The organism is Nonomuraea sp. 10N515B (assembly GCF_052245915.1).
GTDB lineage: Bacteria > Actinomycetota > Actinomycetes > Streptosporangiales > Streptosporangiaceae > Nonomuraea.
Genome location: NZ_JBQQBQ010000011.1, coordinates 210459 through 235988, shown reverse-complemented (window position 1 = coordinate 235988; position 25530 = coordinate 210459). Strand labels below are relative to the sequence as shown.

Below are 25530 nucleotides of genomic sequence, written 5' to 3'. Positions count from 1 at the left end.
CCTGCGCGCGCGCCCGTGATCGCACGCTTACACCGGTCTTATTCTCCGCATACGGCCGGAGGGCATAGGGTGACCCCTGTTGGTACGCCGATGGAGGAACGATGACGAAGGAGAAGGCGCAGGCAAGGCGCGAGCATCTGCAGCAGATGCGGGCCGAGCAGAAGCGCAAACAACGCCGCGCCGCGCTGCTCATGTGGGGAACGGGCGGACTGATCATCGTGTTGCTCGTCGGCGTGGTCGGCTATTACCTGATCGACCAGGCTCGGAAGACCTCGCTGGACGCCGTGGCCAACTACAAGTACGAGGCCGGCCAGCACGTGTGGAACGCCGTCACCTACAAGGAGACCCCGCCGGTGGGTGGCGAGCACAACAACTACTGGCAGCAGTGCGCGATCTACGACAAGCCGATCCACCCAGAGCATGCCGTGCACTCGATGGAGCACGGCGCCTCCTGGATCACCTACCGGCCCGACCTGCCCAAGGCGCAGGTCGACAAGCTGAAGGAAGTGGCCGCGTCCACGGGCAACCAGGAATACATGCTGATGAGCCCGTTCCCCAACCTATCCGCACCGATCGTCGTGTCATCGTGGGGTCACCAGCTCAAGCTGAACAGCCCGGACGACCCGAAGCTCGGGGCGTTCATCAAGCGCTACCAGAACGGCGCTGACACGCCGGAGCCGGGCGCCACGTGCGGCGGCGCCGACGCCATCACGACCACGGCCGATCAGGCTCCGCTGCCGCCCGAGCCCACGGGCCAGCAGCAGCCGACCGCCTCCCCGTCGCCGAGCCAGTCCCAGCAGTAGCGGAGCCCGCGGTGCCGGGTGTCAGCCCAGCACCGCCTCCGACGGCGTCCACTCCAGCCCGTGCGCCTCGGCCACGGGCTGGCTGGTCAGATGGCCCTCGTGGGTGCTCAGACCGAGCGCGAGTGCCGCGTCCTCGCGCATGGCCTGCCGCCAGCCCAGGTTGGCCATGGCCAGCGCGTACGGCAGCGTGACGTTCGTCAGCGCGAACGTCGAGGTGTGCGGCACGGCCCCCGGCATGTTGGCCACGCAGTAGAAGATCGAGTCGTGCACCCGGTACGTCGGCTCCCCGTGCGTGGTCGGCCGCGAGTCCGCGAAGCAGCCGCCCTGGTCGATCGAGATGTCCACCAGCACCGAGCCCGGCTTCATCCGGCTGACCAGGTCGTTGCTCACCAGTTCGGGCGCCTTGGCGCCGGGCACCAGCACCGCGCCGATGACCAGGTCCGCCTCCAGGACCGCACGCTCGATCTCCAGCATGTTGGAGGCGACCGTCTGCAGGTGCCCCTGGTAGATCATGTCCGCCTGGCGCAGCTTGTCGATGTTCTTGTCGAGCAGCAGCACCTCCGCCTGCATGCCGAGGGCGATGGCGGCGGCGTTCATGCCGGACACGCCGGCCCCGATGACCACGACGCGCGCCGCGTGCACGCCGGAGACGCCGCCCATCAGCACGCCCCTGCCGCCCGCCGAGCGCATCAGGTGGTAGGCGCCCACCTGCGGCGCCAGCCGGCCCGCCACCTCGGACATGGGCGCGAGCAGCGGCAGCGCGCCGTCCGGGGTCTGCACGGTCTCGTACGCGACCGCGGTGCAGCCCGAGTCGAGCAGCGCCCGCGTGCACGCTTGGGAAGCGGCCAGATGCAGATACGTGAAGAGCACCTGCCCCTTGCGCAGCCGGTGGTACTCCTCCGGCATCGGCTCCTTCACCTTCATGATCAGGTCGCTCGCGCCCCACACCTCGTCGGCCGTGGGCACGATGACGGCGCCTGCCGCGGCGTAGTAGGAGTCGGGGATCGACGACCCCTCGCCGGCCCCCCGCTCGACGTAGACCTGATGGTCGTGGCGCACCAGCTCGTTCACCCCCGCAGGGGTGAGCGCCACCCGATATTCGCTGTTCTTGACTTCTAGAGGAACGCCGATCTTCATGGAACAACTCCTGTCCATTCGGGATCCTTCTTTCATTCTTCCTCCACAGGGGCGGTTGAACGAGGATGCTCCGGCTGATTACCTCGGTGAGGCCTGTCCTCGATAGGCTCACCGGCAGCCCGAACATCAGGATGGGAAACGTCATCGATGGACAAGCCGGAAGAGCCGCCACTCGCGGACCCGGGGGAGCCGAAGGCCAGCAGACTCACCACCATCGTGTTGATCGTCTCGCTGGTCCTCGTCGTGCTCGTCGCAGGCGTGGCCGGCACGGTCGCCGTCCTGATGACGAGAAATCCCGACACGCCGCTGTTAGGCGGCACGCCGCCGCACCGCCTGCCCGTGCCCATCCACTTCGCCCCGGTCAGGGAGACCAAGCCCGCGCCGTGCCCGGGCGATCCGGCCGTGCTGGACGAGCAGCAGAAGACCTGCTACCTGCTGGAGGACGGCGTCACCGTCGGCGCCGTCCAGCAGATCGAGCCGGTGCGCGAGAAGGACGGCCAATACTCCGTGCGCATCGCGATCGCGCCGGCGTTCAAGGAGCGGCTGGTCCAGCTCATCGACGAGTTGGTGGCCGAGCAGCGACAGGTGGCGGTCGTGCTGGCGCCCGAGCAACCCGACCAGCCCAAGATCGTGCTGGCCGCGCCCATCGTCACCCAGAGCATGGACGGCGACAGCATGAGCATCGCCGGCTACACCGAGGCTGAGGCCCGCGCGCTGTCCTCCCGTCTGCTCGGCCCGGTGGCGAGCGGCACCCCCGCGCCCACCGACTCCCTCGGCAGCAGCCCGCCGGCCACACCCCCCGGCACGACCGGGACAGGCGGGACGACCGGCACCACGGGGACCCCTGGCACCACAGGGAGCACCGGTGGCACGGGGACGAACCCCGGCGTGACGAACCCCGCGACCAACGCCGGCCGCACCCCCGGCCGCCGCTACGCCACCTGCAAGGAGGCCGTGGCGGCCGGCTACGGCCCCTACCACAAGGGCACGCACGAGGAATACTCCTGGTACCCCGACGTCGACAACAACGGCACGGCCTGCAACTCCGCGGACATCCGCTAGTCGAAGAGCCGCTCAAGCCAGTCGATCCCGAAGTACGCCAGGAAGATCGCCGACACGATCCACAACAACCACGGGATCTCGGCGAACTTCCCCTTGACGGCCTTGATGAGCGTATAGACGATCACACCGGCGCCGACGCCGTTCGTGATCGAGTAGGTGAACGGCATCAGCGCGATCGTCAGGAACGCCGGCACGGCGAGCTCGACGTCGTCCCACGGCACGTTCTTGCTCTGCATCATCATCAGCGCCCCGACCAGCACCAGCGCGGGCGCCGCCGCGGCGGCGGGCACCACCGCGGCCAGCGGCGTGAACAGCAGCGTCAGCCCCAGCAGCGCCCCGGTCGCCACACTGGCGAGGCCCGTCCGCGCCCCCTCGCCGACGCCGGCGGCCGACTCCACGAACACGGTGTTCGCCGAGGAGCTCACCACACCGCCCACCACGCCGCCGACGCCGTCCACCGTCAGGACCCGGCCCAGCCGCGGCACGCGCCCCTGCCGGTCCACGAGCCCGGCTTCGTCGCTGACACCGATGATCGTGCCCATCGCGTCGAAGAACCCGGACAACACCAGGGTGAACAGCACCACTCCCGCCGTCAGCGCCCCCGCCCTGGCGAACCCGCCGAACACGTCGAACTCGCCGACCAGCCCGAACTGCGGCGCGGCGACCAGCGACTCGGGCACCCGTGGCGTGACCACGCCCCACGACCGGGGATCGATCGTGGCCAGCGCGTTCACCAGGATGGACAGGGCCGCGGTGACCACGATGCTGATGAGGATGGCGCCAGGGATCCGTCGCGCGAACAGGGCGATCATCAGCAGCAGGCCGAAGCAGAACATCGTGACCGGCCAGCCCGTCAGGTGCCCGGCCGTGCCGAGCTGCACGGGCGTGGCCGCGCCCGCCGCCACGAAGCCGGCGTCGACCAGCCCGATGAGCGCGATGAACAGGCCGATGCCCACGCTGATGGCGTGCTTGAGCGCCAGCGGGATCGCGTTCATGATCAGGGTGCGCAGGCCGGTCACGGCCAGCACGATGATCACCAGGCCTTCGAGCACCACCAGCCCCATGGCCTCGGCCCACGTCATGTGCGGCGCGGCCTGGTAGGCGACCACCGCGTTCAGCCCCAGCCCGGCCGCCAGGCCGAAGGGCGCATTGCCGATGAAGGCCATGAGCAGCGTGGTCACGGCCGCGGCCAGCGCGGTGGAGGTGGTCAGCTCGGCGATGGAGAGCCGAGCGCCCGTGACATCCTTCGCGCCGGCCAGGATGATCGGGTTGAGCAGGATGATGTAGGCCATGGCCACGAAGGTAGTGATCCCGCCCCGCACCTCACGGCCGACGGTGGTCCCCCGCCCGGTCAGCTCGAAGAATCGGTCGAGCACACCATCCCCCTCGACGATCAGGGGGAATGCCGGACCACCTACCCGGCGGGGGACAAGATCACGCTTTCTCGTGCCGCCCGTGGCCGACGAGCCCGACGAACTCCTCGAGCCCGATCGTGCCGTCACCGTCGCGGTCGGCGGACTTGATGAACGCCTCGACTTCGCTCTCGGACACGCCCTGCCCGCCCAGCGCCTCATTGGCCTGGCGGATCTCGGCCGCGGTCAGCAGGCCGTCGCCGTCGGCGTCGAAACGCCGGAATTCCGCCTCGGCCGCCTCACGTGCGCTTGCCATCGGATACCTCCCCGTTGTTAGACCCCTTTACCGAACAGGGCGATATCTTCCGGCCTGATCGGAACACGCGTCAACCTGAGCCCCGTCGCCGCCCGCACCGCCGCGGCGATGGCGGGGGTGGAGGACAACGTCGGGGGCTCGCCCGCGCCACGCAGCCCGTACGGAGCAGCAGGGTCAGGATTTTCCAGGATTTTCAGCTGCATGGGCGGCATGTCGAGGATGGTGGGGATGAGGTAGTCGGTGAACGACGGGTTCAGCACCTGCCCATCGCGCATCTGGATCTCCTCCATCAGCGCCAGCCCGAGGCCCTGCGCGCTCCCGCCGTGGATCTGCCCCTCCAGCGCCAGCGGGTTCAGTATCCGCCCGACGTCCTGCACGGCCGCCAGCTCCACCACCTTGACCAGCCCGAGCTCCACGTCCACGTCCACCACGGCCCGGTGCACGCACAGCGCCAGCTGCGTGTGCGAGTCGCCCTGCCCGGTGCGCGGATCCATCCGGTACGTGGGCCGGTGCCGGTACTCGCGGGTCTCCTCGATCGGCCCGAACCTCTCCAGCGCCTCCCGCGCCGGCAGCCCCTTGAACCGCTCGCGCACGGCCTCGCAGGCGGCCTTCACCGCGCCGCCGGTGACGTACGACTGCCGCGACGCCGACGACGAGCCCGCCGAGCCCACCTGGGTGTCAGCGGTGGCCACGGTGACGTGGTCGACGCCCAGCTCGGTGCGCGCGATCTGGGCCTGGATCGTCACCAGGCCCTGGCCCACCTCGGCTGCGCCCGTGTGCACGGTGACGTGCGGCTCGCCGCCCACCAGCTCGGCACGCACCCGGGCCGTGGAGTAGTCGTCGAAGCCCTCGGAGAAGCAGATGTTCTTGATGCCGACGCCGTACCCGACGCCGCGCCGCACCGACTCGCCGTGCGTGGTCTGGGAGACGCCGCCGGGCAACCCCCGCAGGTCCCGATCCTGGGCGTCGGCGGGCAGCGGCATGGCCTCCAGGTCGCGCAGCATCTCAGCGAGCGGGGCCGGCGAGTCGATCAGCTGGCCGGTGATGAGCCGCGAGCCCTGGGAGACGGCGTTGCGCACCCGGATCTCCACCGGCGACAGCCCGCACGCCTCGGCCAGACGGTCCATCTGCGACTCGTAGGCGTAGCAGGCCTGCACCGCGCCGAAGCCGCGCATCGCGCCGCACGGCGGGTTGTTGGTGTAGACGCCGGTGGCGACCACGTCCACGTTCGGCACCTCGTACGGGCCCACCCCCAGCGACGCGGCGTTCCCCACCACGGCGGGCGAGGAGGAGCAGTACGCGCCGCCGTCCAGCAGGATGTCGGCCTTGACGTAGACCAGCCGGCCGTCGCGGGTGGCGCCGTGCTCGTAGCGCATCCTGGCCGGGTGGCGGTGCACGTGGCCGAAGAACGACTCCTCACGGCCGTAGACCATCTTCACGGGGCGGTCCAGGCGCAGCGCCAGCATGCAGGCGTGCACCTGCATCGACAGGTCCTCGCGGGCGCCGAACGCGCCGCCCACGCCGGACAGCGTCAGGCGCACCTTGTCCTGAGGCAGGCCGAGGCAGGGGGCGAGCTGGTCGCGGTCCACGTGCAGCCACTGCGTGGCGATGTACAGATCGACGCCGCCGTCCTCGGCCGGGACCGCCAGCCCGGCCTCCGGGCCGAGGAAGGCCTGGTCCTGCATGCCGACTTCGTACTCGCCGGTGACCACGACCTCGGCCTCGAACGTGTCGCCCACCCGCACCGGCTGGTACCGCACGATCTCCTGGGACTCGCGGGGGTCGGTGACGGCCTGGCGGACCTCGTACTCCACCACGATCGCCGCGGCCGCCCTGCGGGCCGTCTCCGGGTGGTCGGCCGCCACGATCGCCACCGGCTCGCCCTGGTAGCGGACCTGGTCGATGGCCAGCACCGGCTGGTCCTTGTGCTCCAGCCCGTAGAACTTCGCGCCCGGCACGTCCTCGTGCGTCAGCACGGTGAACACGCCAGGGATCTTCAGCGCGGGGCCCACGTCGATCGAGCGGATCCACGCCGACGGATGCGGGCTGCGCAACGTCGCCCCCCACGCCATGCCGTCGATCCACAGGTCGGAGGCGAAGGCGAACTCGCCGCTCACCTTCAGCGCCGCGTCAGGACGCCGCGCGCTCTCGCCGACACCGTGTCGCGTCGTGTACGCCGTCTCCGTCATCCTCCGAGTAGAGCACCGCCGCCCGTCCCGGTCCTATGCACGCGACGTGAAATCCGTGTCAAAGCACGTAACACGCGGCTTGTATATTCCTCCAAGTGCGTATCAGTGACCTGCTGGCCATCGACGATCTGCGGCTGAGTCTGCTCGCCGGCGACCCGGATCGCGAGTTCAGCACGGTCCACATCACCGACCTGCCCGAGCCGGGGCGCTACCTGTCGGGCGGGGAGCTGGTGCTGACCGGGCTCATGTGGCGGCACACGCCGGAGGACTCCTCCAGGTTCGTGGCCGCGCTGGCCGAGGCCGGCGTCGCCGCCCTGGGCGCGGGCGCGGCCTGGCTGGGCCACGTGCCCGGCGACCTGGTGGACGCGTGCAGGGCTGCCGACCTGCCGCTGATCGAGGTGCCGACCGAGGTCTCCTTCCGCACGCTGACCGAGCTGGTCGTGCCGCGGCTGTCCGGCGACGTACGCGACGCGCTCGGACGCCACCGCAGGCTGGTCGCGGCCATCGCCGAAGGCGCCGACCTGCGCGAGCTGTTCGAACTGACCGCCGCCGAGCTCGGCGTCACCGGCGCCGTCCTGTCCGCCTCCGGCGGGATGATCGTCGGCTCGGTCCAGGATCCCGTGGGGCTGGCCAGGGCATACCTGACGGCGCCGCGGCTGCCCGCCCTGGTCGCCGGCAGCACCATCTTCGCGGTCGGGCGCGGGCACCGGGCTGCGGGCTGGATCCTGGCCTGCGACGGCGATCTGATCGGCCGCGCCGACCTCGGCTACGAGCTGGCCGCCTGCGTCGGGCTCGAACGCAGCCGCATGGAGGAGGGTCGCAGGGTCGAGCGCCGCCTGGCCGAGCAACTCATCGTGGCCGCGCTCGCCGACGCCGACGTGGCCGAGCTCAACGCCAGGCTGCGCACGTGCGGGATCGACGCGGCGGAGCCGTACGCGATCGTGAACGCCACCGCGCCCCGCCCTGGAGCCACCCGCGGACCCGACCCCGCCACACTCGGCGGCCAGATCGTCGAGGAGCTGCTCGGCCGCGAGATCGTGGCGGCGGCCGGCGCCGACGGCGCGGTCGCCGTGGTACCGCTGCGCGGGCGCACCACGGCCGAACTGGCCGACCGGCTGCGTGTCGGGGCCGAGGTGCTGGCCGTGCTGCCGGACGCTCGCGTCTGCGCGGGGCTGAGCGGCGCGCTCACCGGGGCCGCCGCGATCAAGGGCGGCGTGGAGGAGGCCGGCCACGCCCGTCGGCTGGCCGAGGCCCGCGCCGGCGGGGTGGTGACCAGCGACGAGATCTACACGCACGCGCTGCTGCTGGCCACGGTGCCGGGCGACGTGCGCCGCTCGTTCGCGGCCCGGCTGCTGTCGCCGCTGCTCGCCTACGACCGCAGACACCAGTCCGAGCTGGTACGCACGCTCGGCGTCTTCCTCGACTGCGCCGGATCCTGGAACGCCTGCGCCGAGCAGCTCCACGTGCACGTCAACACCGTGCGTTACCGCATCCGCCGGATCGAGGAATTGACCGGCAGGAACCTCTCCACCATGGCCGACCGCGTGGACTTCTTCCTGGCCCTCAGGGACACGGGTCCGCCGCGGTAACCGCCTTACAGATCACCGAAAGACATACGGATACGTGATCGGATGATAACGTTGCGTGCATGCCCTCCCCCCGGCACGACGCCCTCAACCGGCTCATCCGCGACCATCTCGACCTGCCCATCCGCCTGCTGCGCGAAGTCGGCGGGATCGCATTGCCGACCGACGCCCCGTTGTGGGTGGGGCCGGGAGACCTGCGGGACCGCATCTCCAGGGAGATGCATGCCGACACCGTCGTATTCGGCGGCCCGCCCCAGGACCGATGGTTTTCCACCATCGTCGAGGTCGAGACCGAAATGTCGGAGCAGAAGTTGCAGCAGACCGTCGAGGCGGCCGAAATGCTGCGGCTGGAGACCCGCAAACCCGTCTACGTCATCTTCATCACACCCGATCCCGGCGCGGCACGCTTCACCGAGCGGGTGGAGATCAGCAGCGGCTGCCTGACCATCACCATGCAATCGGTGATCGTTGGGCCCGACCGCATCCCCGTCCTGACCGACTCGAAGCAGATGGCCGCAGACCTGCTGACGGCGGCGCTGTCGGTGATGGCTCACGGCCACCTGCCGGAGGTCGCCGAGGCATTCATCAAGCTCCTCACCGACTTGCCAGCCGATGACGCGGCGTCGCTGTTTGGCTACACTATCGACATGGCCGCGCCGCAGGCCCGCCGGCTTCTGGAGGAAACCGTGACGATCTACATCCCCGAGCACAGCCCCTGGGCCCAGAACCTGTACCGCAAGGGCCAGGCAGCAGGCCGGGAAGAAGGCGAGCACAGAGGCCGCGCCGCAGGAGAGGCGGCCTCTGTGCTGGCCGTTCTCCGCTTCCGCGGCATCGACGTTCCCCTCGACCGACACCAGCAGATCACCACCTGCACCGACCTTGCCCTCCTGGAGGTCTGGCTGCGGCGCGCTCTCGAAGTCACGCACATCGACGACCTTTTTGACGACGGTTCGGAGTCGGAACCCCGGTCCTAGGAGCGTGGTGGGGGAGTAGCGCACAGCAGGCCGTCTACGTTCTCCATGGCCGGGCATCGTGCTCGCCGAGGATGGCTTGACAGATAGCCGAGACCGTCGACTTCGACCGGTCGGCCTCGGAGCCGAGCGGTCGGCTAGGGCGCCTTCGACATCGTGCACCGCCAGGCCGCTCACGAAAGAGGCGATCAAAAGGGTCTCCAGCGCGTGGGTGCGTGTCGCTCCAGTGCCGAACAGTCGTGAGGCGAACTTCTCGGCGGTACCGCGCAGCTTGGGACGGGCGATGATGATCGCCCGCTAGTGGTCTTGACACCAATGGGGCAATGACCGTTGCGGTGCATGGCCGCGCCACGGCCTCCTGCTGGCCGGCGCCGACGGCGGGGTCGCCGCGGTGCTGCTACGCGGGCGCACCACGGCCGAGCCTGCCGACCGGCTCCGCGTCGGGGCCGAGGTGCTGGCCGCGCTGCCGGACACCCGCGTCTGCGCCGGGCTGAGCGCGGCGCTCACCGGCGCGGCCGTGATCAAGGGCAGCCGGGTGACGTGCGCCGCTCGTTCGCGGCCCGGCTGGTGTCGCCGCTGCTCGACTACGACCGCAGACACCAGTCCAGCTGGTGCGTACCCTCAGAATCTTCCTCGACTGCGCCGGATCGTGGAACGCCTGCGCCGAGCAGCTCCACGTGCACCTCAACACCGTGTGCTACACAATGGCCGACCGCGTGGACTTTTCCCGGCCCTCAAAGAGACGGGCGCGCCCTGTAGGTCAATTATCTCGCGTGGACCGCGCGCACGCACTCTCGCTTCTCCCTGGGCCGCCGCTCCCGCCAGAAGTGCTCAAGCTCGCCGCCCACCCTGCTCATGTTGAAGATCTCCAATGCTGCAGGTCAGCGAGGACAACAATCCTGTCATAAAGCCATAGGAACATTCTATCTACATTTTATCTACATTTACTGCGGCACCGTTTTCCGATGTGACGGAGTGCAGCCTTCTTGTCACCCGAAATAGTCTCTTTACTTTTATTTGCCGCTTATGTGATGATCTCTCCGTTTGCGCGCTTTCGCTTGAAAGGATGCGAGTGACCAAACGACGACCAGCGTCTGGCTTATCCGCCTGGACGCGCCGCCGCGCTGCCCTGATCGCCGCGCTGGCGCTGCCCATCTCGCTGATGGCCGCACCAGCGACGGCTACAGGGCCCACGCCATCCCCCACATCCACAACCCCACCGACTGACGCCGGCACCCCGACCGGAGCGGCACTGGCCCAGGCCAAGAAGGACAACAAGCGGGTCGAGATCGAAAGCCTGCGCTCAGAGACCGCGACCTTCTACGCCAACCCCGACGGCAAGACCCTGCGCGCCGAGCTGACCACCACCCCGGTACGGGTGAAGAAGGACGATGGGTCCTGGCAGCCGGTCGACCCCACCCTGATCGAAGACGGCGGCGTCCTGCGGCCCAAGGCCACCCACGGCAACGTGGCGTTGTCCGCAGGCGGCGACGCCACGGCCATCACCTACACCGGCGAACAAGGCAAGATGGCCATCGCAGCCCCCGCGGCGTTGCCCAAGCCGGTGGTCAAGGACAACATCGCCACCTACCCCGACGCCTACGGGCCCGGCGCCGACCTGGTCATCACCGTCACTCCCAGCGGGTTCCGGCAGGATGTGATGATCCGGCAACGACCCGCCAAGGACCTCAAACTGCGGGTGCCGATGCGCCTGCCCAAGAGCTTTAAGCTGGGCAAGGGGCCGGACAAGACCGCTGGCGTGCTGGACGCCCAGGGCCGGGAGGTCGACGACCTGGCCGGGGCGCCAATGCTGGACGCCGCCGCGCTGGACAACCCCGACAAGGGCCTCATCGGCCAGGCCAAGGGGGCAGTGGACGGCGACAGCGTGGTATATACCGCCGCCGCCGATTTCCTCAACGACCCGGCCGTCACCTATCCGGTGACGGTGACCGCGGCCAGTGACACCTGGGTGGGCACCGGTATCGCGGGCGACACCCACGTCAGCAACGTGCTCCCGTGGGGAGCGGACAACGACCTGCTGAACTGGCTGCTGGCCGGCCGCTCGCACAGCGGCAACCGCACCCACCGCACCTATATCCGCTTCAACATCCCCGACTCGCTCAAGGGCGGCACGGTCAACAACGCCGACCTGCGGCTGCACAACTACAACTCCCAGACCTGCAGCGACACCGACAGCCCCGGCATCGACCTGCAGCAAGTCACCACCGACTGGAGCATGTCTACGCTCACCTGGAGCAATCAGCCCTCCACCACGCTCACCGGGCACGTGGCCAACCGGGGGGCCTACAGCTCGCAGATCCCCTGCCCGGAGGGCGAGGGCGAGCTGTACTACTCCATCGAGCTGATCACCCAGGCCTGGATGAACGGCACCGCCGACTACGGCGTACGCCTCAACTCGGTGATCGAGCCGGACGTCACCTCGAACTGGCGCTACTACCGCTCTCACGAGTACGGCGGCTACGACACCTATCCCTTCACGCCACGAGGCCCTGTCCTGTTCATCGAGTACGAGCCTGCCCCGGTCGAAACCGTCGAAGTCGGTACGTTTGGATACGGTACGTGGGACACCACCGAGCAGGGGCTGAACAAGATGCGGGCTCGGGAGACGGAGACCGAGGACCCGCCCTTCCCCGTCCTCTCCCAGGAGGAGGCGCGGCAGGCCGCGTTGAATTCCTCCCTGCGCGTGTCTGTCAACGCGAACGAACTCCAACCGCCGTCGCATCTCACTGGCGAAGAGCTGGAGGAGTTCGGCAATGAGGAAGGAGGAGGGTTTGAGGACGTACCAGAACCACCTCCGGTCGCGGACACTGCTGCCCCTCAGGCGCTCACGAATCCAGCGGACGGTGACTCTGGCATTCCTGTTGACGTGACAGTCCGGGTCGCGTTCACCGAACCGGTGACCGGGCAGACGTTTGCGCTCAAGGATGCGAGTGGAAAAGACGTCGCCTTCGGCACCACGTCGATCGGCGACGATCCGGACACCGAGGAGGTCGAACCCAGCAATCAGGGTTGGGAGCTCAAGCCTGAGCAGCCTCTGATGGAAGGCGAGCGCTACCGTATTGAGGTCAAGGCGGCCGCAGACGCCGCCGGGAACGTCATGACCGACTACTCCGCCACGTTCACGACGGTGGGAGGAGCTACCCCTGTGGCGGGGCTAGTGGCGGCATACGGCATGAACGAGGGCTCAGGGACAAGCGTGGCTGACTCCTCCGGACAGAACAACACCGGCACCGGCACCGGCACCGGCTGGGCGGACGGCAAGTACGGCAAGGCCCTGTCGTTCAACGGTTCCACCAGCTGGGTCACGGTCCAGGATGCCGCGTCGCTGCGGCTGACGACCGGGATGACGCTCTCGGCCTGGGTCAACCCGGCTACGTTGTCCTCCTGGAGGCCCATCGTGGGCAAAGAACTGAGTAGCGATGCGGTCTCCTACACCCTGTACGCGTCCAACAGTTCGGCGCCCTCCGGTTGGGTGCAGACCGATCCAGTGACCCACTCGACCGTCAACGGGACCTCTCCCTTGCCGGTCAACACGTGGAGCCACGTGGCGCTCACCTACGACGGCACCGCCTTGCGGTTGTTCGTCAATGGCCAGCAGGTCGGCCAGACCGCGCTCAGCGGCAGCCTCTACGACGACGGCAGCCCGCTGCGGATCGGCGGTAACGCCGCCTGGGGCGAATTCTTCAGCGGCCTGATCGACGAGGTGCGCGTCTACAACCGCGCCCAGACCACAGCCGAGATCCAGACCGACATGAACAGCCCGGTCGGCGGCTCCACCACGCCGGGACCCACTCCAACCCCTACACCGACCTCCACCCCCACGCCGGATCCCACGCCCACCCCGGTCCCGGGACTGGTGGCGGCCTACGGCATGGAAGAGGGCACCGGCACGAACGTCGGGGACTCCTCCGGGCAGAACAACACCGGGGCGGCAACCGACACCACCTGGACGACTGGCAAGCACGGTAAGGCCCTGTCCTTCAACGGCTCCTCAAGTTGGGTCACTGTCGCACATGCCGCGTCGCTGCGCCTGACGAACGCGCTGACACTCTCGGCCTGGGTGCAACCCTCGGCAGAGGATGGCCAGTGGCGCACTGTAATGATGAAAGAGACCGCCCAAGGCGGCTCCTACGGTGTGTACGCCTCCGACGGCGATTCCCCCTTGGGCTGGTTGCAGATAGCCGACGGTGCACGCGGAGTGGCCGATGACAGCGCGCTTACGCTGAATGAGTGGAGCCACCTGGCGCTCACCTATGACGGCAACATCACCACCCTGTACGTCAATGGTGCCCAGGTCGCGCAGACGTCGCAGATCACCGGTGACCTCGTCGACGACGGGGGCGCGCTGCGGATCGGTGGCAATTCCTTCTGGGGCGAGTTCTACAGCGGCCTGATCGACGAGGTGCGTGTCTACAACCGCGCCCAAACCGTGACCGAGATCCAGACCGACATGAACACTCCCATCGGCACCGCGGCGACGAGCAGCACAGCGCAGAGGCTGAGCACAAGCACCACCGCCAACCCAGCTGGTGGGATAGAGAAGCTAACGGTGAACGGCAGCCGCTCCGTGGACGGCGTCACCGTCGCCTCCACCCTGACCCCCCACCTGACCACCTGGCTGTCTGCTGGGCGCGACGGGGCGGCGAAGGTGGAAGTGGAAATCGCCCATAAGCCCACCAAGTCCATCAAGGCGGACAAGGTGACCACGGACAAGCGGCTGATCTGGAGCGGCCACGCCACCACCAAGCCCGGCGACTCCAAGATAACGCTGCGAGTTCCCAAGGGCCGGATACAGGACGGCGAGAAGCTGAGATGGCGGGCCAGAATCGGAGCCAACGGCACGTGGTCGCCATGGCAGGATTTGGTCGTCGACTCCACGGACACGACCGCCGGGTCAAGTTCCCGCTCCTCCAGCGCGACCACGCCACTCGCGCTGGTTGACGACGACGCCCGCGTGACCGATTGCTGGAAGAATGAGAAGGAAGCCAGAGTAGGTAAGGAGAGGGGCGACGGCACCGACGGCTACCATGCGGGCCGCAGTAACTGGTGTGCTATTCAGCCGGTCGCGGGAGGTGACGCCGAATACGGCAGAGAGAAGTTTATGGTGAACGGGCTCACCGCCACCGCCACCATAATCGGTTACACGTATGCCAATGGCCCGCAGAACAACAGCAATCTGCGCCGCAGTCATTTCCGCATCTCTTTGAGAGATGTAACCCCCGTCCCGCTCGGCGGTGTATACAGCCTGCACGGGATGTTCGCTTTCGGCGCCAAGATAGAAGACAGCGCCTGCAAGCTGGATGGGACCCCTTATGTTGAGGGCACCTGGCAGCAGTGGCGTGACGGAAAAGCTGCCGAGTTCACGGTCATATCAGACGCGCAGAACGGCGAAGGACCAGACAAGGTCGAGCACTGCCGCCCCAAATTCTATACCAAGGTCTGGCTTGACGAGATCCCCTCGACCAAGCCGAAATATTACTGGTCGGACGCGGCACCCCAGGTTCGATGCGACTCTGCCAGCTATTTTGTGAGAGACTTCGGCAGCGGGTGTGTGTTCAACCTGGCTAAGGCGGTTTACGAGACAACCGAGACTCAGCCGGGTTCCCCATGGAGCGACGAGGGTGACCCGGATAATGTCAATAAAGCCTACAGGAATGTTCCGAGCCACATCTGGACGGCTCAGCACAAAAAGGAACTGACATGGCCAGCGCGTTCCGACAAGACGATTCCTGGCCACTACCTGGCCAATGGGACCCCACTCGAACGACAAAATAATGGGACCTGGAGGAAAAAGAACAACGAAAAAAGCGCCAATCTGTGCCGAATTCTTTGGCCGGACGATTACAAGCGCAAAGATCCAGTCCTCGGAGACAAGAGATGGCAGAAGGTTTACAACTGCGACGAGTTCCCATTCCAGTCCACGATGCAAGGGACCTGGGTATCGGTTGAGCGTTTGAACAGTCCCGACGCCTACGCATACTCGATCAGGTTCGTCTGGCACAAGCACAATACAGACGATGGGGCACGTCTCGGCACCTTCTACGGCAGTCAGCGCATCCTCGCTGTGGACGGCAACATGAGGAAGAAGACCTACGACCTGTGGTGGGTAGAAGCACACGTGCCGGGGCAGAATCCGCACTCTAACCAGAATTAACCATCTCCGATGTTCCCCCAGGGGCCTGAAGGCACTGTCCTGGGGGAACATCCCTATTTGTTTCGAAAGGTTGATCGTCTGGTGTTCGATGAGATCGTCGCTCGTTACCGCGACCTGCTGAATGACCTCGACACCTTCGCATACACAGTGACTCTTCCCGACTCCGGCACGCTCCTGATCGAGGACGCAGTGCGCCGCCTGGGATTCGACCCGCTCACGCTGAAGGGCTACGAGGACCGGCACATCCCTGGCAGCCTTCACCTCTACCAAGTCGACCCTGGCATCGTCACTCTGGACTGGACCAATCCGGGAGAGGAACGCCAAGAGATAAGTAATCGGCTGTCTGGTGTGGGATTCCGGCACTGGTATGTGTCCGTCGACATCGAAGGCAACACCAGCATGTACGTTCGGTACGGGGAAATTGAGGGAGATCTAGATCACCCGGGACCGATAGACATACCCTTCGATCAGCGGTCAGAGCGCCTCGGCCCGTTGAGCGGTTACCGGGAGCTGCTCGCGGCCGGCTACGACAGCGAGGTGGCGGAGGCCGAGATAGATATCACTGCCGCATGCCTGACCGTAGTCGAGCTGGAAAGCGGCGTCCGCCTGGACAACGAGCTCATGGATACTCCTCATGCAACGTTGCCGATAGTCTCATAGGCGAGCTTGGGTGACGCCGGGACTGGGATGGCGCGCACGACTGCCTGGCTGTCGCTCTCGTTGCCGCTCGAGGCCCCGCTGAGCTCTGTGGGCGGGGCCAGAGCAAGCCCAACTCGCTTTTCCCTGAGCCCCCGGCGAGATGGACATAGTGTCGCCTCTATAGTCCGGCAGGCGCCTCGACGGGTATCGGTCGAGGCGCCTGCCATCATCGGCATCGACTGGGAGAATAGACGCATGGCGCAGCTCGTCTCCGCAATGGAGGATACCGTCAGCGTTCAGTACGGGCAGTTCATCTTCGTCGACGCGGACGGCTCCGACGGTGCCGGCGATTACCCTTCCCCGTGGGAGCTCGCCTTCGAGGAAGAAGAGCGGCTGCAGGTTACGGCGAATGGCGGCCTGGTGAGCACCGGATACTCCGATCACAAGGTGCAGGTGCGATTCGAACTGTGGGACGCGGCGCCGGGCCATTTGGCGGACGCGGATTCCAGGGAAGTGGAGTTCTCCACAAGCTCCGGCCGGATCTGCCTGGCGGAGTTGGTTTCGCACAGTGAGCACGCGTTCTTCGATCTCGGTCGGCACGCGGCGTCATGGAAGCTGCGTGCGCTGGTGTTCGTCCTGCGCGACCCCAACGAGGTCGACTGGGAGAAGGAAGGGTTTCCCTCAGGAGTGGAGCGTTACTGCCTGCAGTTCTGGCCGCTCGCTTGATCGTCTCACCGGACCGGCGGGCTTGGCGGTGCAGCAGTGGATATTTCGGGAAACTGGAGCGATCGACTGATCATGGGCAAATACCACGCCGATACCGGCGGGGAGTCGGGGCATCGTGGAAGTGGCGTGCAACATTGAGTTAACCGCTGTCCAGCGGCAAGGCAAACAGTGCGACGAGTCCCCGTTCGCCAGCACACGGCAGGGCGCGCTGTACGCCAAACTGTAGAACAACTCCGCCATCCTGCCGATGCCTGCGGCGCAGAATACCGCGCACGGAAACGTGCTCGGCGCCTGGTATCAGAATGACCAGGTGATGCGAAGCGATCTGTTCTTCATCCACTTGCGCGACTGACTGGAGCGCCCCGGCGCGTGCAGCCACGACACACGTCGGGGTCTCTCCCCGACCGCAGGAAGGCAAACCCTCATGGCAGTTCTCCGCACCAGCGCCTACGACAGCTTGCGCATCCACCAGGACTCGGAATTTCTCATCACGGAGGTGGAGAACGGCATGCCCGCAGGCAGCCCTCGGCCAGGGGAGGCCTGGGCAAGTGGACGCTGCCAAGAATCGGAGCAGGGCCCAAGGGGTCCGAACACAATGAGGGTTCTCCGAGCGGACAGGAACGTATTGGCCGCCGCAGACGTCCAAGGGGCTCCCGATTGTGCAAAGATCATATCTGCCTGTCCACCGATGATCTGAGAGGCCATCACGTGGATGTCCGACGGCCTCCGACCGATGAGGTGTACGGCACGATCAACGGCTTGTCAGTGAGCCAGAGTCGGATGTGGCGCTGTGCTGGGCGGTCGTGGTTCCCGACGACCGCGCGGACTGTCTCACCTTGCATGAGGTGAGCGCACGGCTGGGCGGAGGAACCAGCTATAAGTTGCCCGGAGTGGCGAATCCCCACATCATCAACCTCCCATTGCGCCGCCCGGGCCCGTGCGCCGGCCGTGGACCGATCCGGTGCAGCGGTCGTCTTGTACGAGCTCGACCATCTCGGGTACTCGAGCGGAGCGCTCCGGCGGCTGGCGTCGAATGCCCGGGTCTACAGCGCCTGGTTGAACCTTAACTCCGTGAACTGCCTGTCCCTTGTTGTCGACGGCGGACACTGGCCGCCGCGCTGAGCTGTGATCACACCCGGTGCACAGGCGCGGAGCCGCGCGCTTCCTGCACCGCGGCTTGTTCGTCCCTGAGCCGCCGCTCCCAGCGGGCGTGGCCGAGGCCGCCGCCCGCGGCGACGGCCTCGCTGACGCAGGCCAGGGCCCGGTCGGGGTCGCTCAGCATCCGGTACGTGCGCGACATCCCGATGAGGCAGCGCAGCAGCCCAATGCGGTAGCCGTCCACGGTGATCAGGTCATGGCCCTTCAGAAAATGGGGCAGCGCATGCTCCGGGTCGTCCATGCCAAGACAGGCCTCTCCGAGCGCGATGTGGAGCTGCGCCTCATGATGGGTGTCCCCGGCTTCCTGGGCGTCAGCCAGGCCTTCGCGCAGTGGTGCGAGCGCATTCTCCGGACGCCCCGCGCCCAGGTGGGCGCTGCCCATGGAGAGGAGCGCGAACCGCATGCCCACGCGGGCGTCGATGCGCCTGGCCAATGCGAGCTGACGCTCCGCCCACGGCAACGCCTCCTCGTAGCGCTCGCCCGAGTTGCAGGCGCCGGCCAGGTTTCCCAGCGCACGCATCTCGCCGAAGGTGTCACCGAGTCGCCCGGCCAGCGTGAGCTCGGCCTGGAGATGCGCGACGGCCTCGTCCGTACGTCCCGTCATGCGCAGGGAGTTGGCGATGTGGTCGTGCGCCAGCAGGGCACTCGCCTCGTCGCCGAGCCGTTCGCTTACCTGCAGCGCCAGTGTGTTCAGCTGGAGTGTCTCCGCCACGCGGTAGGCACGCGCCTGATGCCACTTGAGGCCGAAGGCGAGGTTGACGCCGAGCCCGGCGATCGTGTCGTCGGAGGAGTTCAGCGCCTGGAGGGCTGCAGCGGACAGGACCGTCTCCTCCTCGTACAGCCATGCCCTCGCCTCCTCGGGGGTCGTCATCGAGTGGGGGGCGGCGTCGACGGGGCGTGCGAGCTGCATCCGGTGGGGGTCGCTGACGTGGCTGGCCAGGCGCGCGGAGGCGGCGTAGTACGACAGGGCGCGGATCAGTGCCTCGCGATCCCCGGCCGGCGATAGCTCGCTTGCGAAGAGGCGGACGAGGTCGTGTAGCTGGTAGCGGGCGGGGCCGGAGCGGTCGATCAGGTGCGCGTCCACCAGCCGCTCCAGCGCCGCCTCCGCCTCCGGGAGGGGGACCGCGAGCAGCGCGCCGGTTGCCTCCGCGGTGACCTCCGGCACGTGCAGCCGGCCGAGCAGTGCGAGGGCGTGCGCGGCGAGCCGGTCCACCGGGCGGGGGCCGCGTTCGAGCGCGGTGTGGCTGGCGGAGAGGCTGGAGCGCACGGCCAGGTCCCCGGCCGACAGCTCGTGCAGGCGGCGCCGCTCGTCGCTCAGGCGAGCCGTCAGCCCCGCCACGCTCCAGTCCGGGCGGCTCGCCAGGCGCGCCCCGGCGATGCGCAGGGCCAGCGGAAGTCCCTCGCACAGGCGGACGAGCCTCGCCGTCTCTTCCGTCTCGGCCGCCATCCGGCCCGCGCCGGCCAGTTTGGCCAGCATTGTGGTGGCCTCCGCCTGGGACATCCGGGCGAGCTCCAGCTGGTAGGCGTCCTCACCCCAGGACATGCTCTCGCGGCTGGTGACCAGCAGCGCGCTGCCGAACGGCACCGCCAGCAGCGGCCGGATCTGCCTCAGGTCGGCGGCGTCGTCTAGGAGCGCCAGCACCCGCCGGCTGTGCAGGCGGCTGCGCCACATGGCGGCCGCCTCGTCGAGGTCCGCGGGCACCGACTGAGCCGGCACGCCGAGCCCCCGCAGGAACCGGCCGAGCACGTCCAGCGCGGTGAGCGCGGGCAGCTCCGGCGTGGCGCCCCGGCAGTTCACGTAGAGCTGACCGTCGGGGAAGCGGTCCTTCGCCAGGTGAGAGACGTGTGCGGCCAGAGCCGATTTGCCGACGCCTGGTGGTCCGGAGATGATCACCAGAGGGCCGGGCGGGCTCTCGTCCCACGGCGCCAGCCGCTCCTTCAGCCGTAGGGTCTCCCGCACCCTGCCCACGAACTCCGTCAGCGGGCGGGGCAGCTGATGCGGCACGAGCGTGTGTGCTTCAGCCTCTACGGAGATGTCCGTCCTCGGGCCAGGCGTCTCGGGCCCCCGGGCGGGTGTGCCGGACTCCGGGGCGGGCGCCTCAGGCCCTTGGGCGGATGTGTCGGCTCGCAGCACCATCTCGTGGCACCGGCGCAACCCCTCGCCGGGAGACAGGCCCAGCTCCTCGGCGAGCAGGAGCCTGCCCTCCTCGTACACCTCCAGCGCCTCGGCTCGGCGGCCCGAGCGGAGTAGAGCCGTCATGAGCAGCTCCCGCACCAGCTCGCGCAGGGGGTGGCGGCGGGTGAGGTCGCGCAGTTCGTCGGTGGCCTCCTGGTGGCGCCCCAGCCGCAGCAGCGCTTCCGCGCGGCGCTCGATCGCCGCCAGCCGCCGGTCTTCGAGACGGGCGCGTTCCGCTTCTGCGAACGGCCCGGGCAGCCCGCTCAGCGCGGTGCCCCGCCACATGTCCAGGGATTGGTCGAGCAGGTGCAGGGCGAGCCGGTCGTCACCGGCGTGCTGCGCCCGGTGGGCCTCGCCCACGCGCTCGGCGAACCACAACGTGTCCACCTGTCCGGGCTCCAGACATAAGACGTAGCCGGCGGATGAGCCGGCCAGCACCCGCGACGGCTCGCGGCGCCCCCGGTGCGGCTCGAAGGCACGGCGCAGCCCGGCGATGTAGGTGTAGACGCTCTGCTCGGCGTGGCGCGGGGCCCGCTCGCCCCAGATACCGGCGACCACCTGGTCCATCGGGACGGGACGGGCGGCGGCGGAGGCGAGAATGGCGAGCGCGGCCCGCTGCCTGGCCGGACCGAGATCGATGGGCTGAGAGCCCTGCGTGGCGGTCACTGCCCCCAGCAGACGGATGAAGATCCCCTCGCGCACGCCGGCCTCCGCTGTCGCCCCCAATCCCGTGTCAACAAGGCAGCGTAATCGCTCCCGCTATCTCGTGAAGGGGGGCGCGAGACGATGTAGATCGAATATAGGAGCCGGTCGGTAAGCTGTCGTCAGCGCTGGGCGGGGGACCCGGAAGAGAGGGCACAGAAGGCGTCATTGCCCCAGGCGCGGTGCGGTGTCGAGCCAGGGCATGTGGGTGCGCCCCCTCTCACGGGCCTTACCTCAGCAGCAGACGCTGTCGTCGAACGCCGAATAGAGGGAAGACGTACTGGCACTCGCGGCCGTAGCATTACCTCCAACGGTCACCGCGACCGCAATCGCGGTGATCAGGACGGACAGGGCACGACGCATACGCATTGGGGGTTCTCCCTCGCCTATGTGGGGTTGCTTGGACTCATTTTCACAGGGAGCGACAACTGTGACCACATCTGACCTGGTCGGACTCCGTATTAAGACGGTTCGGCGACAACGCGGCCTGTCACAGGCACAGCTGGCGCACCCTGAGTTGTCGGACAGTTACGTCTCGTTGATCGAGAGTGGCAAGCGTACCCCGACCCCTGCCGTTCTGGAATTGCTGGCTCAGAAACTGGACTGCTCGCTGTCCTACCTGATCAACGGTGTCACCGCCGAGCAGATGGAGGACATCGAACTCGCGCTCGGCTACGCGCGGCTGGCGCTCGAGAACGGCGAGGTCAACGAGGCCCGCACCCGGTTCGTCGAGCTGTTGGCGAACAACAACCTGACAGGGCTCACTACACTTCGTCAAGACACCGACTTCGGGCTCGCCCTCGCTCACGAGGCGTGCGGTGATCTCGACGAGGCGATCTCCATCCTGCTCAAGCTCCGCGAAGAGGAGCTCTCGCCCGAGCGCCGCATCGAGGTCGCCATGGTGCTCTGCCGCGCCTACCGGGAGAGCGAGCGGCTGACCGAGGCCGTCGAGGTAGGTGAGGAGGTGCTGGTCGGCAGCACCCGCCTGCCCTGGACCGACGCACTTGTCGAGCTAGGGGCCACCCTGTTGTCGGCCTACATGTTCCGCGGCGACCTGCTGCGCGCCCGCCAGTTCGCGGCTGAGCTGCTCAACGCGGCCGACGCGCTCGGCACGCCGCGCTCGGTCGTGGCCGCCAACTGGAACGCCTCGGCCGTTGCCCACGCCACCGGTCACAACGAGGAGGCACTGTCCTTCGCCGAGCGGGCGATGGCGGTGCAGGTCGAGACCGGCCAGCCACGCGGCATCGCCAGGATGCGCCTCGCGCTGCTGCAGAAGCGGTTGCGGGCGCGTCCTCATGAGGCTGTGGCGGTGCGGGACGCGCTGTATGCCACGGTGTCCGAGTTCGAGCAGACCTCAACCAGCACGATAGACCGGGCACGCGTCCATGTGGAGCTGGCCTACGCCGAGTACATGACCGGCGACTACGACAAGGCCGTCGAGCATGCCTTGATCGGCAGGGGCCTGCTTCCCGAGCACGGGCATGTGCTGGGGGTCGAGGCGAACCTCCTGCTTGGCCGTGTCTACTCCACCGTGGGCCGGTCCGAGGAAGCCGTCAGGTACGCGGCCTCCGTACGCGACTGGATGACGCCGCTGCCCGACTCCCGCCGTTCCGCCTCCACCTGGTACGCCACGGCGGAGACCATGGAGCAGCTGGGCGACTCCGACGGCACGGTGGAGGCGTACCAGCGGGCGCTGGCCTGCGTAGGGCTGTAGCGCGGTCCGGACCGGGCAGTGGCGTCGGTAGCCTTGAGGATGCTATGAAGACATCCCCGCTCGCGGCACTCGTCGCGATACTCGCCGCCCTGCTCGTTCTCGGCGCCGCCGGGCCGGCGCTGGCGCATGACGCGCTCAAAAGCAGCACCCCGGCCAAGGGGGCGGAAGTCGAGGCCCTGGACGAGGTCAAGCTCGAGTTCAGCGCCACGGTGCGCATGCCGTTCGTCATCGTGCGCGGGCCCGGGGACACCCCGCGGCAGGCCGGCGACCCGAAGGTGGACGGCAAGGTCGTGACGCAGGCGGTGAAGGGGCCGCTGCCGGACGGGAAATACACGATCGCCTACCGGGTCGTGTCGTCCGACGGGCATCCGATCGAAGGGGAGATCCCGTTCACGGTCAAGGGCGCGAAGACGGCGTCCCCGAGCCCTGAGCCGTCCGGTGACGCGTCCGCGACCCCCGAGCCGTCCGGGACGGGGGAGGCGTCGCCGAGTGCGGCGCCGACCGGTGCTTCCGCGCCCGCGGGGCAGGCGTCGCTGGAGGCCGACCAGGCGTCGGCCACCCAGGACGCCGGCTTCCCCGTCTGGCTGATCATCGTGATCGGCGGGCTCGTCGGCATCGGCATCGGCTTCCTCCTCAGCGCACGGAGAAGGAAGCCATGAGCAGGGCGGCGCGTCTCGCGTTCGCGGGAGCGGCGGCCGCGGTCGTCGCGCTGGTGCTCGGCATGATCGCCGGAGGCAGGGCCTTCCCCAGGATCATTCCCGGCCTGCCCGACTCCGGCGCGGTCGTCAGGTGGGGCCTGCCCGTGTCCAAGCTCCTCATGGACGGCGCGGGACTCCTCACCGTCGGACTGCTGCTGATGGCCGCCGCGCTGCTGCCCAACGACAAGGGCGTGCTGGGCAAGCCCGCGCTCCACTACGTCAAGGCCGCCTCCTGGGCGGCGCTGGCCTGGGCCGGCGGGGCGTTCCTCGCCATCGTGTTCGGCGCCGCCGAGTCCATCGGCCGCACCGTGCCCCAGATCCTCGACGGTCCCATCCTCAGCAGCTACGCCACCCAGACCACACAGGGCGTGGCGCTCACCCTCGTCGTGTTGTTCGGCGTGGCGATCGCGCTGTTCTCACGAGGCGCGATCACCGCGGGCGCCGCGGCGGGACTGCTGGTGTTCGCACTCGTGACGCTGCTGCCCGCGCCGCTCACCGGGCACACCTCCTCCTCGCCCAACCACGACCTGGCCACTTCGGCGGTGTCGCTGCACCTGCTCGCGCTGGCCCTGTGGGTGGGCGGGCTGGTCGTGCTGGCCACGCACGCCCTGCGGCGCCAGCCGCAACTGGACGTGGCCGCCACCCGGTTCTCCAAGATGGCCCTGTGGTGCTACATCGGGGTCGGGCTGTCCGGGCTGTTCAGCCTGGTCGCCCGGCTGGGCGCGGTGTCCGACCTGTGGACCTCCGAATACGGCGTGCTCGCCGTCGTGAAGATCGTCGCATTCGTGCTGCTCGGCTACGTGGGCTACTGGCACAGGGGGCGCACCCTGGCTCAGCTCGCGTCCGGCAAGCCCGGGGCGTTCACCCGGCTGGCCGGCGGCGAGATGCTGCTCATGCTCGCCACCGTCGGCCTGGCCGTCGCGCTGTCGCGCACGCCGCCGCCCGACTTCAGCATCCCCGCCGACCGGGCGTTCGAGCTGCTCGGCTTCCCCCTCCCGCCGGAGATCACCGTGGCGAACGTGTTCGCCCTGTGGTGGTTCGACCTGTTCTTCGCCGTGGTGGCCGCCGTGCTCGCCGGTCTCTACGGGATCGGCGTACGCAGGCTCGCGCGGCGCGGCGACCGCTGGCCGCCGGGGCGCACGGTCTCCTGGTTCGCCGGCGTCGCGCTGCTGGTGTTCGCCACGCAGAGCGGCCTGGCCAGATACGCCCAGGTCATGTTCGACATTCACATGATCGAGCACATGACCCTCTCCATGATCGTGCCGATCTTCCTCGTCCTCGGCGCGCCCGTCACTCTGGCCCTGCGCGCGCTCAAGCCCGCAGCGAGGAAGGGTGACCGGGGGCCGCGCGAGTGGATCACGACGATCCTGCACAGCCGGTTCACCAAGGTCGTCACGCATCCCCTCGTCGCCACGTCCATCTTCATCGCCTCCACCTACGCGCTCTACTTCACGCCGCTGTTCGAGTCCGCCATGACGGAACACCTCGGGCACATCTGGATGACCCTGCACTTCCTGATCAGCGGGTGCCTGTTCTTCTGGGTGATCATCGGGGTGGACCCCGGGCCCAACCGGCTCCCGCACGTCGGGCGGCTGCTCATGCTCTTCGTCACCATGCCGTTCCACGCGTTCTTCGGCATCGCGCTGATGATGATGGGCACGGTGATCGCCTCCGGCTGGTACGAGCAACTCGGCCGCACCTGGGGCGACACCCTGCTGCGGACCCAGCAGGACGGCGGCGCCATCGCGTGGGGGTTCGGCGAGATCCCGACGCTGATCGTGCTGCTGGCCATCGCCGTGCAGTGGTACAAGGACGATTCCCGGCAGGCGCGGCGCTCCGACCGCAGGGCCGACCGGACCGGCGCGGGAGATCCAGAACTCGACTCCTACAACGCCTATCTCGCCCGTCTCAACCGCGCTGACAAGGGCGAGTAGCGGTTCGGCCATGCCCTCCTATCTTCCAACTACAAGTCTCTGGACCGCCAGGTAGCCTTTCTCTCAGGGGAGACGGGCATAACCTCGTCAGCTAGCGAGCGCAGCCTTGAGGGGGGATTGCGCACCGCCAGTGAGGGCGCCGGAGTGGGGAACCGGCGCCGGCCCGGGGTGCCGAGGAAGGCGAGAACCTTG

At 68.2% G+C, this 25530-nt stretch carries 16 protein-coding genes and 1 pseudogene; 11 read left to right on the top strand and 6 right to left on the bottom strand.

Going from position 1 to position 25530, the window contains the following annotated elements; all coding sequences use genetic code 11:
• The first annotated feature begins 101 nt into the window (after positions 1 to 101).
• Positions 102 to 803: a DUF3105 domain-containing protein gene (locus ACTWQA_RS19195; RefSeq protein ID WP_443160550.1), complete on the top strand. Its 702-nt coding sequence runs from the start codon at positions 102 to 104 to the stop codon at positions 801 to 803.
• A gap of 21 nt (positions 804 to 824) precedes the next feature.
• Here ACTWQA_RS19195 and ald read toward each other — a convergent pair whose 3' ends face one another.
• Positions 825 to 1940 (bottom strand): alanine dehydrogenase, encoded by a 1116-nt coding sequence (gene ald / locus ACTWQA_RS19190; protein ID WP_443160549.1) that lies wholly within the window; start codon positions 1938 to 1940, stop codon positions 825 to 827.
• A gap of 147 nt (positions 1941 to 2087) precedes the next feature.
• On the opposite strand from ald, the gene ACTWQA_RS19185 reads away from it, so the two are divergent.
• Positions 2088 to 3002 (top strand): excalibur calcium-binding domain-containing protein, encoded by a 915-nt coding sequence (locus tag ACTWQA_RS19185; protein ID WP_443160548.1) that lies wholly within the window; start codon positions 2088 to 2090, stop codon positions 3000 to 3002.
• On the opposite strand, the gene ACTWQA_RS19180 is transcribed toward ACTWQA_RS19185, so the two are convergent.
• Genes ACTWQA_RS19180 through ACTWQA_RS19170 form a run of 3 tightly spaced genes read right to left on the bottom strand, consistent with a single transcriptional unit; the run spans position 2999 to position 6859 of the window.
• On the bottom strand, positions 2999 to 4378 hold the full coding sequence (locus ACTWQA_RS19180) for an NCS2 family permease (RefSeq protein ID WP_443160547.1): 1380 nt from the start codon (positions 4376 to 4378) through the stop codon (positions 2999 to 3001). The two genes, ACTWQA_RS19185 and ACTWQA_RS19180, sit on opposite strands and share 4 nt — an antisense overlap.
• A 58-nt stretch (positions 4379 to 4436) precedes the next feature.
• Positions 4437 to 4670 (bottom strand): EF-hand domain-containing protein, encoded by a 234-nt coding sequence (locus ACTWQA_RS19175; protein WP_305924655.1) that lies wholly within the window; start codon positions 4668 to 4670, stop codon positions 4437 to 4439.
• Positions 4671 to 4687: 17 nt separating this feature from the next.
• Positions 4688 to 6859 (bottom strand): xanthine dehydrogenase family protein molybdopterin-binding subunit, encoded by a 2172-nt coding sequence (locus ACTWQA_RS19170; RefSeq protein ID WP_443160546.1) that lies wholly within the window; start codon positions 6857 to 6859, stop codon positions 4688 to 4690.
• Between the two features lie 95 nt (positions 6860 to 6954).
• Between ACTWQA_RS19170 and ACTWQA_RS19165 the strand changes: the two genes are divergently transcribed.
• A complete protein-coding gene (locus tag ACTWQA_RS19165) occupies positions 6955 to 8448 on the top strand; it encodes a PucR family transcriptional regulator ligand-binding domain-containing protein (protein ID WP_443160545.1) in 1494 nt (497 codons plus the stop codon).
• 59 nt (positions 8449 to 8507) lie between these two features.
• Positions 8508 to 9419: a hypothetical protein gene (locus tag ACTWQA_RS19160; RefSeq protein WP_443160544.1), complete on the top strand. Its 912-nt coding sequence runs from the start codon at positions 8508 to 8510 to the stop codon at positions 9417 to 9419.
• Positions 9420 to 9471: 52 nt separating this feature from the next.
• Here ACTWQA_RS19160 and ACTWQA_RS19155 read toward each other — a convergent pair.
• Positions 9472 to 9754 (bottom strand): annotated as a pseudogene (locus tag ACTWQA_RS19155) (transposase); the annotation flags it as partial.
• Positions 9755 to 10027: 273 nt separating this feature from the next.
• Between ACTWQA_RS19155 and ACTWQA_RS19150 the strand changes: the two are divergent.
• The 4 genes from ACTWQA_RS19150 (at position 10028) to ACTWQA_RS19135 (ending at position 16956) form a co-directional block, all read left to right on the top strand.
• Positions 10028 to 10324, top strand: coding sequence for a helix-turn-helix domain-containing protein (locus ACTWQA_RS19150; RefSeq protein WP_443160543.1), 297 nt, complete (start codon positions 10028 to 10030; stop codon positions 10322 to 10324).
• Between the two features lie 164 nt (positions 10325 to 10488).
• On the top strand, positions 10489 to 15591 hold the full coding sequence (locus ACTWQA_RS19145) for a LamG-like jellyroll fold domain-containing protein (protein ID WP_443160542.1): 5103 nt from the start codon (positions 10489 to 10491) through the stop codon (positions 15589 to 15591).
• A gap of 81 nt (positions 15592 to 15672) precedes the next feature.
• The gene (locus ACTWQA_RS19140) at positions 15673 to 16251 is read left to right on the top strand and encodes a hypothetical protein (protein WP_443160541.1); all 579 of its coding nucleotides are present in this window, start codon (positions 15673 to 15675) and stop codon (positions 16249 to 16251) included.
• 234 nt (positions 16252 to 16485) lie between these two features.
• A complete protein-coding gene (locus ACTWQA_RS19135; RefSeq protein WP_443160540.1) occupies positions 16486 to 16956 on the top strand; it encodes a hypothetical protein in 471 nt (156 codons plus the stop codon).
• A 1129-nt stretch (positions 16957 to 18085) separates the two neighbouring features.
• Here ACTWQA_RS19135 and ACTWQA_RS19130 read toward each other — a convergent pair.
• The gene (locus ACTWQA_RS19130) at positions 18086 to 20992 is read right to left on the bottom strand and encodes a BTAD domain-containing putative transcriptional regulator (protein WP_443160539.1); all 2907 of its coding nucleotides are present in this window, start codon (positions 20990 to 20992) and stop codon (positions 18086 to 18088) included.
• Between the two features lie 430 nt (positions 20993 to 21422).
• Between ACTWQA_RS19130 and ACTWQA_RS19125 the strand changes: the two genes are divergently transcribed.
• Genes ACTWQA_RS19125 through ACTWQA_RS19115 form a run of 3 tightly spaced genes read left to right on the top strand, consistent with a single transcriptional unit; the run spans position 21423 to position 25338 of the window.
• A complete protein-coding gene (locus ACTWQA_RS19125; protein ID WP_443160538.1) occupies positions 21423 to 22706 on the top strand; it encodes a helix-turn-helix domain-containing protein in 1284 nt (427 codons plus the stop codon).
• 44 nt (positions 22707 to 22750) lie between these two features.
• Positions 22751 to 23365 (top strand): copper resistance protein CopC, encoded by a 615-nt coding sequence (locus tag ACTWQA_RS19120; protein ID WP_443160537.1) that lies wholly within the window; start codon positions 22751 to 22753, stop codon positions 23363 to 23365.
• Positions 23362 to 25338, top strand: a complete 1977-nt coding sequence (locus tag ACTWQA_RS19115) for a cytochrome c oxidase assembly protein (protein ID WP_443160536.1) — start codon at positions 23362 to 23364, stop codon at positions 25336 to 25338. The genes ACTWQA_RS19120 and ACTWQA_RS19115 overlap by 4 nt, the downstream gene beginning before the upstream one ends.
• The last annotated feature ends 192 nt before the right edge of the window (positions 25339 to 25530 follow it).

Excerpts from the sequence above, each read along its gene's own strand:
- ACTWQA_RS19170 (WP_443160546.1), bottom strand. The coding sequence starts at position 6,859 with ATGACGGAGACGGCGTACACGACGCGACACGGTGTCGGCGAGAGCGCG.
- ACTWQA_RS19185 (WP_443160548.1), top strand. The coding sequence starts at position 2,088 with ATGGACAAGCCGGAAGAGCCGCCACTCGCGGACCCGGGGGAGCCGAAG.
- ACTWQA_RS19195 (WP_443160550.1), top strand. The coding sequence starts at position 102 with ATGACGAAGGAGAAGGCGCAGGCAAGGCGCGAGCATCTGCAGCAGATG.
- ACTWQA_RS19120 (WP_443160537.1), top strand. The coding sequence starts at position 22,751 with ATGAAGACATCCCCGCTCGCGGCACTCGTCGCGATACTCGCCGCCCTG.
- ACTWQA_RS19175 (WP_305924655.1), bottom strand. The coding sequence starts at position 4,670 with ATGGCAAGCGCACGTGAGGCGGCCGAGGCGGAATTCCGGCGTTTCGAC.
- ACTWQA_RS19135 (WP_443160540.1), top strand. The coding sequence starts at position 16,486 with ATGGCGCAGCTCGTCTCCGCAATGGAGGATACCGTCAGCGTTCAGTAC.
- ald (WP_443160549.1), bottom strand. The coding sequence starts at position 1,940 with ATGAAGATCGGCGTTCCTCTAGAAGTCAAGAACAGCGAATATCGGGTG.
- ACTWQA_RS19115 (WP_443160536.1), top strand. The coding sequence starts at position 23,362 with ATGAGCAGGGCGGCGCGTCTCGCGTTCGCGGGAGCGGCGGCCGCGGTC.
- ACTWQA_RS19160 (WP_443160544.1), top strand. The coding sequence starts at position 8,508 with ATGCCCTCCCCCCGGCACGACGCCCTCAACCGGCTCATCCGCGACCAT.